General features: G+C 69.2%; 6 protein-coding genes and 1 CRISPR repeat array. Of the genes, 3 read left to right on the forward strand and 3 right to left on the reverse strand.

What is annotated here, in order from left to right; genetic code table 11:
- The 3 genes from AC08OP_RS15645 to glgX all read right to left on the reverse strand — a co-directional run.
- Nucleotides 1-1,301 (reverse strand): CRISPR-associated endonuclease Cas3'' (locus AC08OP_RS15645; protein ID WP_476614876.1); only part of this gene is annotated, 1,301 nt, incomplete at its 3' end.
- 239 nt (nt 1,302-1,540) lie between these two features.
- Nucleotides 1,541-1,813: direct repeats of the CRISPR family, unit length 29 nt; unit sequence GTCCTCCCCACGCCCGTGGGGGTGATCCG.
- A 134-nt stretch (nt 1,814-1,947) separates the two neighbouring features.
- A complete protein-coding gene (gene treY, locus AC08OP_RS15650) occupies nt 1,948-4,443 on the reverse strand; it encodes a malto-oligosyltrehalose synthase (protein ID WP_476614877.1) in 2,496 nt (831 codons plus the stop codon).
- Complete coding sequence (gene glgX, locus AC08OP_RS15655; protein ID WP_476614878.1) at nt 4,433-6,733, reverse strand: glycogen debranching protein GlgX; 2,301 nt, start codon at nt 6,731-6,733, stop codon at nt 4,433-4,435. Before glgX ends, treY begins: the two co-directional genes overlap by 11 nt.
- Nucleotides 6,734-6,858: 125 nt before the next feature.
- Between glgX and AC08OP_RS15660 the strand changes: the two genes are divergently transcribed.
- The 3 genes from AC08OP_RS15660 to AC08OP_RS15670 form a co-directional block, all read left to right on the forward strand.
- Complete coding sequence (locus tag AC08OP_RS15660; protein ID WP_476614879.1) at nt 6,859-7,293, forward strand: NfeD family protein; 435 nt, start codon at nt 6,859-6,861, stop codon at nt 7,291-7,293.
- A 142-nt stretch (nt 7,294-7,435) separates the two neighbouring features.
- A complete protein-coding gene (locus tag AC08OP_RS15665) occupies nt 7,436-8,380 on the forward strand; it encodes an SPFH domain-containing protein (RefSeq protein ID WP_476600463.1) in 945 nt (314 codons plus the stop codon).
- A gap of 313 nt (nt 8,381-8,693) precedes the next feature.
- Nucleotides 8,694-8,841, forward strand: a 148-nt coding sequence (locus tag AC08OP_RS15670) for a DUF3145 family protein (RefSeq protein ID WP_476614880.1), incomplete at its 3' end; no start/stop codon positions are given.

Consider the following 8,841-nt stretch of genomic DNA (forward strand, 5'->3'; position numbering starts at 1 on the left):
GCCTGATCGATCGTGCCCACCCCGCCCGGAGCCAGCAGGACCTTCTTCGCCCCCCGCAGCCAGGTCGTCGCAGCGGTTCGCGGGCCCTCCTCGCCCGGGCCGGACGTCCCTTCGCCGGTGAGGACCTCCCCGTTGTCCGGACCTGGGTCATAGGCGCGGTTGAGCCAGGCCATCGAGTGCAGGAGCGTGACCGCGGCGCTTGACGCCGGATCGGCGCACCGAGACAGATAAGCCTGCACCCGGCCGAACATCTGGTCCGCCGTCGCCATCGTCGGCAACGTGACCACCAGCCCCGCCGTCCCCGCCACCCGGCCCATCAACCGCGCCGCGTGCAACGCGGCCTCGGTCTTCCCCATACCCATCGGCGCCATCACCAGCAGCAGACCCGGCCCCGACAGCAACGGCGGCAGATGCTCCGCCACCAATCGCTGCAAGTCGTTCGGGGGATACGCGGGAAACTCCTCGGCGAACGAGCCCTCGCGCAGCACGAGCCGGCCAAGACCGGCATCGGCCACCAGCCCTATCGCTGCGGCCGCGCTGGCCGCCCGATGCGCCCGCAGCGCCGCGTGATCCGCCCAACGGACATCACGGCCTGCCTGTTCCTGCCGAGCCCGTATGAAGTCCTCTTGGCTGACAAGCCAATCCGCCAGGATCACCAGACCACAGACCACCGCCGCCGTCGGTGGCGGGACCTCCGCCGGCGCGGCCGGCGGCTCGAAGACCTTCTCGATCGCCGCCAGCACCACCCGCCGCTGGTCCACCCATTCAGGACCGCCCAGCTCAGAGCGGCGAAGCCGCAGATCCTCGTCCCGATCGTTGATCTCGTGGAAGCAGCCGTGATGCCCACCAAGCAGCTGCGCAACGCGCCCGGACGACGCGTCGTCCCTCAACCCACGGACATACCCCAGATCACCGAGAACCTGAGCGAGGAACTGCTGGGTGGCCAGGTCATGCCTGACCGAAGCCCGTTCGCCATCGGATGGATATCCGGTGAGGCCACCGAACGCTTTCCCGTCCTGCGCCTGAAAACTGGGAATGATCTTACCGATATCATGCAAAGCCGCCCAAAACGCCACCAGCCGGCCGGCCTCCACCACCGAACAGCCCAACCCCGACGCGACCGAACAGCGAACCGAGTCCGCCATCACCTCCCGCCACAAAACCTCAGCCATCGCTCCGGTATCCAGCAGATGCCATACCAGCGGATACGGTTTATCCAGCCCCCTCGACTTCCCCCACAACCATAAATCCACCCGATCCGACACGCCGCCGACCTCACCCGAACATCCCCCGAAGCTCATCGGGGCAGGCTAGCGTTAGCTCCCCAGCAACGCCCTACACGGTGCGACCAGCGCTCCCAACGACAGACGCACCGCAGGCCGAAGATTACAGAAGTGAGGCGTGATCCAGCCGAACCAAGATCAGTTCGTATCCGCAAGGATGAGGCATCCATGATGCAGACCCGCTCCGGTTCATCCGGTCCACCCACAGGAAATCACAACAAACGCCGGAATGCCTACGAAAGCCCAGGTCAGCAAGTGTCCTCCCCACGCCCGTGGGGGTGATCCGCCGCGATCCCGGCGCCGAGCTGCTGCGCCGCAGTCCTCCCCACGCCCGTGGGGGTGATCCGTACCTGGAGAACGCGGCCACCCCGAACCTGCTGTCCTCCCCACGCCCGTGGGGGTGATCCGGGTTCGTCTGTCGCCGGGGACGGCGTGACCGAGTCCTCCCCACGCCCGTGGGGGTGATCCGCCGACCACGACGTGCTGGGTGTCGGAACCGGTGTCCTCCCCACGCCCGTGGGGGTGATCTGTCAGACATCCACTGACGTCAGGGGTGTAGGGCAGTCCTCGGTCCTCATGATTCCACGAGGGAGCGTAACCAAACCGGGGATCGGGCTCGGCCCCCATGCCGCCGCCCGGGATAGCAGGGGCCGGCCGCCGCGTGCTACGCGCGGACGAGCAGGCTTACCGGGAAGTCGCGTAGCAGCCGGAGCACGTAGGCGGTGCCGCCGTCGTGTTTGCGGCCGGTGAGCACGTCCGTCCAGCGTCCCTCGGGTAGGGGGATGGTGGTGTCCCGCCAGCCGCCGCCGCGGCGCAGGCCGAGGACGAGGCGGGGCACCACGGTGACGACGGACTCGGACCGGCTGAAGGCGACGACGTTCTCCGCGGCCGAGCCGGAGGCCCACAGCGGCCGGTAGATCGCGTCCGCCCCGAACCATTCGGGATGGTCGCGGCGGGTTCGTAGCGCCCGGGCGACGACGAGCAGCTTCGCCGCGCCGGAGTCGTCGAGGGTCGGCGGGCGACGCGGCGTACCGGTCTCGGCGGTCGACTCCACACCGATCTCGGCGAGCAGCTTGGTGCGATCACCGTAGTTGACCGCCCGCCGGTTGTCCGGATCGACGAGGGAGAGATCCCACAGCTCCTGGCCCTGGTACACATCCGCTATCCCGGGCATGGTCAGCTGGAGCAGCTTCTGGGCCAGCGAGTTCTGCCGGCCCAGCTCCAGCAGCGTGGCGACGTACCGCTCCAGGATGCCGACGAACTCGTCGTCCTCCAGCACCGACTCGATGTAGTTCGTCAGGGCCGCCTCGTAGCCGGGGTCCTGGTCGGTCCAGCTCGTGTGGGTCTTCGCCTCCCGGACGGCCTTGAGCATGTACCGCGTGGCCCGGTCGGCGGGCAGCGGCCAGGCGCCGACCAGGGTCTGCAGCAGGAAGTAGACGGTGGCCCGGTCGGGCCAGCCCTGCTCGGTGTCGCGGTGGCGTTCCCCGAGCCGCACGAGCCGGCCGGCCACCTCGGCCCAGCCGCGGGGATCCTCGGACAGCACCGCGAGCCGGGCCCGCACATCCTCCGACCGCTTGGTGTCGTGCGTCGACAGGGTGGTCATCGTCAGTGGCCAGTTTCGCTGGACCGACAGGTTCGCCTCGTGGAACTCGGTGACGGCGCTGCGCGGGTGCCCGGTCGTGAACGCCGGGAAGCGGCCGGGGTTGCCGCCGACCTCGTTCAGCGCCAGCAGCCGGGCATACCGGTAGAAGGCGGTGTCCTCGATGCCCTTGGCCATCACCGGCCCGCAGGTCTGCTGGAAGCGGACGACGAACTCGGCCGGCCCGCCCAGCGCCAGGTCCTCGATGAGGTCGACCTCGGTCGCCCGGCCCGGCAGGTGGGACCGGGCCTGCTCGCAGGCGCGGACCACATGCCCGCGGGCCTCCAGGCTCGGCGTGCCGTCCGGGCGGAGGTAGGCCCGGTAGACGTCGAAGGCGGCGAGGACCTCGCACATCGCCTCGTGCAGACCGGTTCGGGTGAGGTCGGCCCGGGCCTCCCGGGCCTCCCCGAGCGCGAGGCTCGTCAGCCGGTCCACCTCGGGCTGGAGCACGCCCGCGAGGACGTCGAGCTTGGCGGCCCGCGCCTCGGCCTCGTAGTCGGGGTCCGCGCGGGTGATCTCGCCGTAGAGCACCGCGAGGGGATGACCCGCCATCGGGTCGAGAAACAGCCGGGTCAGCCGGCCGATCCCCTCGTAGCCGGTGGTGCCGTCGCAGGCCCAGGTGTCCGGCAGCGCCTCGTCATCCTCCAGGATCTTCTCGACGACGGTCCACACCCCGCCGGTGGCCTCCGACAGCCGGCGCAGGTAGTCCTCCGGGTCCGCGAGCCCATCCGGATGGTCGATGCGCAGCCCGTCGAAGGTCCCCGCGCGGATCTGTTCGATGAGAAGCCGGTGCGTGGCGGCGAACACGTCCGGGTCCTCCTGGCGCAGCGCCGCCAGGGTCGTGATATCGAAGAACCGCCGGTAGTTCAGCTCGGTCGCGGCGACCCGCCACCAGCACAGCCGGTAGAACTGCGCGTCGAGGGTCGCGGCGACGTCGTCGGGGTCGGCGGTGCCCGCGGCGACGGGCAGCACGTGGTCGTAGTAGACGACGACCCACTCGCCGTCCTCGTCCTGTTCGACGGAGATCTCCCCGGCCGCCAGGCAGTCGGCGAGCCCGGCGCCCAGGATCGGCACCAGCACCCGGCCGGGGTTGTCGGGGGAGGCCCAGTCGATGTCGAACCAGCTGGCGTAGGGGGATTCGGGTCCCTCGCGCAGCACCGACCACCAAGCCGCGTTCGTCGTTTCCGGGGCGATCGCCATGTGGTTGGGGACGACGTCGACGATCAGGCCGAGTCCCGCCTTGCGGCACGCGGCGACGAGCCGGCGCAGCCCGCCGGTCCCCCCCAGCTCGGGATTGATCTGCCCGTGCTCGACGACGTCGTAGCCGTGGGCCGAGCCGGGCGCGGCCTCCAGCACGGGCGAGAGGTACAGGTGGGAGACGCCGAGCGTGGCCAGGTAGGGGACGACGACCGCCGCGTCGGTGAGGGAGAAGTCCAGGTTGAGCTGGAGCCGGTAGGTGGCGGTCGGTACCACCCGGTCGGCGCCGTACCCCCCGCCGGGATGCGCCGGGTCAGCTGACACGGCGCAGCACGACGGTCGAGCGGGCGTCGAGTTCGATGGGATCGCCGGCCTTCACGGCCCTTCCCATGCTCGCGGGATCGAGGGCCGAGTGGAGCAGCGCGGTGTCGCTGAGCCGGGCGTCGACCTCGGCCGTCGACGGGCGGGTGTCGACGACGATCTCCCACGACCTGCCGAAACTGGTCGCCGGCGTCTGGAACCCGACCGGTTCGTGGTGGGCGTTGAAGAACAGCAGGAACGAGTCATCGATGATGGCCTGGCCCAGCGCGTCGGGGTCCGGTATCCCCTCACCGTTGAGGTAGACGCCGAGTGATCGCGCCGTCCCGGACTCCCAGTCGCTGTCGGACATCTCCGTGCCGTCCGGGCGAAGCCAGGCGATGTCCTTGACGGCGGGGTCGTCCTTGGCGGCGGGGTCGTCGCCGGAGCGCCCGCCGCTGCCATCCGCGTCCTGGCCGCCCGCCTGCCCGCCGGTGGCCGCCTCGGCCGCGCCGGTGATCGCCTCGTCCGCGCCGTGCGTCGTGCCGCCCTGCCCGCGCAGCGACTTGCCCTGGAAGAACCGGCGGCGGCGGAAGATCGGATGATCATGGCGCAGCCTTGACAGCAGGCCGGTGAACTCGATCAGGTCGGCGTTGCGCTCGGCGTCCGACCAGTCCAGCCAGGAGATCGGGTTGTCCTGGCAGTACGCGTTGTTGTTGCCCTGCTGGGTGCGTCCCATCTCGTCTCCGGCGACCAGCATCGGCACCCCCTGGGACAGCAACAGCGTCGTCAGCAGGTTACGGGTCTGCGCGGCGCGCAGGGACAGGACAGTCGGGTCGTCGGTGGGCCCTTCGACTCCGCAGTTCCACGACCGGTTGTCGTCGGAGCCGTCCCGGTTGTCCTCGCCGTTGGCCTCGTTGTGTTTTTCGTTGTAGGAGACCAGGTCGTGCAGGGTGAACCCGTCGTGTGCGGTGATGAAGTTGATCGACGCCCACGGCCGGCGCCCGCTGTTCTCGTACAGGTCGCTCGATCCGGTCAGCCGGGAGGCGAACTCGGCGATCCCGTGGTCCTGCCCGCGCCAGAAGTCACGGACAGTGTCGCGGTACTTGCCATTCCACTCGGTCCACAGCGGGGGGAAGTTCCCCACCTGGTAACCGCCCTCGCCGAGGTCCCACGGTTCCGCGATCAGCTTGACCTGGGAGACCACCGGATCCTGCTGGACGAGGTCGAAGAACGATGACAGCCGGTCGACGTCGTAGAACTCCCGGGCCAGGGTCGCCGCGAGATCGAACCGGAACCCGTCGACGTGCATGTCGGTGACCCAGTAACGCAGCGAGTCCATGATCAGTTGTAGCACGTGCGGGTGTCGTACCCGCAGGCTGTTGCCGGTGCCCGTGTAGTCCATGTAGTACTGGGGTCGGTTGTCCACGAGCCGGTAGTAGGCGCTGTTGTCGATGCCGCGGAAGCACAGCATCGGACCCATGTGGTTGCCCTCGGCGGTGTGGTTGTAGACGACGTCGAGGATCACCTCGATCCCGGCCTCGTGCAGGTTCTTGACCATTCCCTTGAACTCCTGCACCTGGCGGCCGTGGCCGCCGGAGGCGGAGTAGCCGCTGTGCGGCGCCAGGAACGCGATGGAGTTGTAGCCCCAGTAGTTGCGCAGCCCGCGGCTGACCAGATGCTCGTCATGGACGAACTGGTGCACCGGCAGCAGCTCGATCGCGGTCACGCCGAGCTTGCGATAATGGTCGATCATCACCGGGTGGGCGACTCCCGCGTAGGTCCCGCGGTACTCCTCCGGCAGGCCGGGATGGTTCTTGGTCAGCCCCCGGACATGCGCCTCGTAGATCACCGACTCGTTGTAGGGCCGGCGTGGCGGGCGGTCCCCGTTCCAGTCGAAGAACGGGCTGATTACCACCGACTTCATCATGTGGGGGCCGGAGTCGGCATCGTTGACGCTGTCGGGGTCGCCGAAGGTGTAGGGGAACACCGCCTGGTCCCAGGCGACCTCCCCGTCGACCGCCTTCGCGTACGGGTCGAGGAGGAGCTTGGTGGGGTTGCAGCGCAGCCCTCGGGCGGGGTCGTAGGACCCGTGGACCCGATAGCCGTAGCGTTGGCCCGGTCCCACGGTGGGAAGGTAGGCGTGCCAGACGAAGGCGTCCCGTTCCCGCAGGTCGATCCGCTCCTCGTTGCCCGCGTCGTCGAACAGGCACAGCTGGACCCGGTCGGCGACCTCGGAGAAGATCGCGAAATTCGTGCCCGATCCGTCGTACGTAGCGCCCAGGGGATAGGGGCTGCCGGGCCATACCTGTGACATACGACCGAAGCCTACGGGCCGAACGGTATTCGCGGGCCGAGGCCGCTTCATTCCTGGTTTGCGGCGCCTGCGATCTTTGAAGATCCTTTGATCGCCCACTGAACTGGGCAGTCTATCATGGAGTCATGTCCGACGAGACGATCTGGATCGTCATCGCCGGCGCCTTGGTCGTCGGCGAACTGCTGACGCTGGACCTGACGCTGGCGATGTTCGCGCTGGCCGCGCTCATTGGGGCCGGTGCCGCGCTGCTCGGCGTCGATCTGGTCTGGCAGATCGTCGCCTTCGTGGTCGCGGCGGGTGGATTCGGGCTGGGACTGCGCCCGGTGGCGAAGCGTCAGCTGCAACGTACGCCGCCCCTGCTCACGGGTACCGACGCGCTCGTCGGAGAGCGCGCGATGGTGGTGGAGCGGGTCGACGGCGACGGGGGTCGCGTGAAGGTCAAGGGAGAGATCTGGTCGGCCCGGTCCTACCCCACCACCACCGTGCTCGAGGCCGGCAGCGAGGCGCGGGTGCTGCGCATCGATGGTGCCACTGCCATCGTCCACAGTTTCGAGCTCTGACGACCGGGGCCCCGGCGCCCCCGGCGATGCCAGTGGATGTGACAGCGCCGACATCGGGACGGTCGGCCTTCAACCGGCCGGCATCGGGACGGCCGGCATAGGGACGGCCGGCATCGAGGGGGCTGAAAGTGAGGGGTACGCCATGGCAGGAGTGATCGCCGCCGCGGTGATCGCGGCGGTCCTACTGATTTTTCTGGTCCGGGCGGTGCGCATCGTGCCGCAGGCGCGCGCGATGGTCATCGAACGGCTGGGCCGGTATCACCGCACGCTGACGCCGGGCCTCGCGATCCTGGTCCCAGTTGTCGACCGGGTCCGTGACCGCATCGACCTCCGGGAGCAGGTGGTCAGCTTCCCGCCGCAGCCGGTGATCACCGAGGACAACCTGGTGGTCGGGATCGACACGGTGATCTACTTCCAGGTCACTGACCCACGGGCGGCGACCTACGAGATCGCGGACGTGATCCGGGCGATCGAGCAGCTGACCGTCACCACGCTGCGCAACGTGATCGGTGGGATGAACCTGGAGGCGACCCTCACCTCGCGGGACCAGATCAACGGGCAGCTGCGCGGCGTGCTCGACGAGGCCACCGGAAGGTGGGGAATCCGGGTCAACCGGGTGGAGCTCAAGGCCATCGATCCGCCGAAGTCCATCCAGGACTCGATGGAGAAGCAGATGCGGGCCGAGCGGGACCGCCGGGCCGCGATCCTGACCGCGGAAGGCGTCAAGCAGAGCGAGATCCTGCGGGCCGAGGGGGAGAAGCAGGCCGCGATCCTGCGGGCCGAGGGGGAGCGGGAGGCGCAGATCCTCACCGCCCAGGGCGAGGCCCAGGCGATCGACACCGTCTTCCGGGCGATCCACGAGGGTAACGCGGACCAGAAACTGCTAGCCTACCAGTACCTGCAGACGTTGCCGCGGATCGCCCAGGGGCAGGCGAGCAAGTTGTGGATCGTGCCCAGCGAGCTGACCACCGCCCTCGGTGGCCTCGGCGGCCTGTTCGGCGGTGCGGACCAGGCGGACAAGACTGTCGGGGCCCGTCCCGCGCCCGCCGAGGGCCCGTCCGCGGGACCTCCGTCGACCGGTTCGTAACCCCGGGTCTCCCGGCCTGGCGGCTCATCGGTCCTGTGCCCGTCGGCCCGTCGGCCGCCGTCGCCTGATCTTTTCGGGTGACCTGTCTCCTTGGGCGACCCGCCTCCTCGGGTGACCTGCCCGATCGGCCCATCCCGAGCCCGTCACCAATGGTTGGTGCGGACAAAACTTCCCGCCATTTAGTGATACTTCAGGAGGAGGTAGGGCTAGTCCGCTGAGCCGGACCATGGGACGATTCACCCAGCCAAACGGGGGCGGGTCGACGGGCGCAGGGGAAGGCGTTCCTCGTCGACGGAGGTCCCGCGTGGTCGCAATGTCCCCGACAGCTCGTGAGCTGTCATCCGGCTCGTCGTCCTTCGCCGTGCCGGGCAAGCTGGCGGTTCTCGCCTGTCCGCCGGCGCTGTGCCCGCACCTGGAGTTCGCCGTGTCCGGCGTTCTGTCGTCGCCCCTGTCGTTGACCT

This window comes from Frankia sp. CeRuru1 (assembly GCF_977966315.1).

Excerpts from the sequence above, each read along its gene's own strand:
- glgX (WP_476614878.1), bottom strand. The coding sequence starts at position 6,733 with ATGTCACAGGTATGGCCCGGCAGCCCCTATCCCCTGGGCGCTACGTAC.
- AC08OP_RS15660 (WP_476614879.1), top strand. The coding sequence starts at position 6,859 with ATGTCCGACGAGACGATCTGGATCGTCATCGCCGGCGCCTTGGTCGTC.
- AC08OP_RS15665 (WP_476600463.1), top strand. The coding sequence starts at position 7,436 with ATGGCAGGAGTGATCGCCGCCGCGGTGATCGCGGCGGTCCTACTGATT.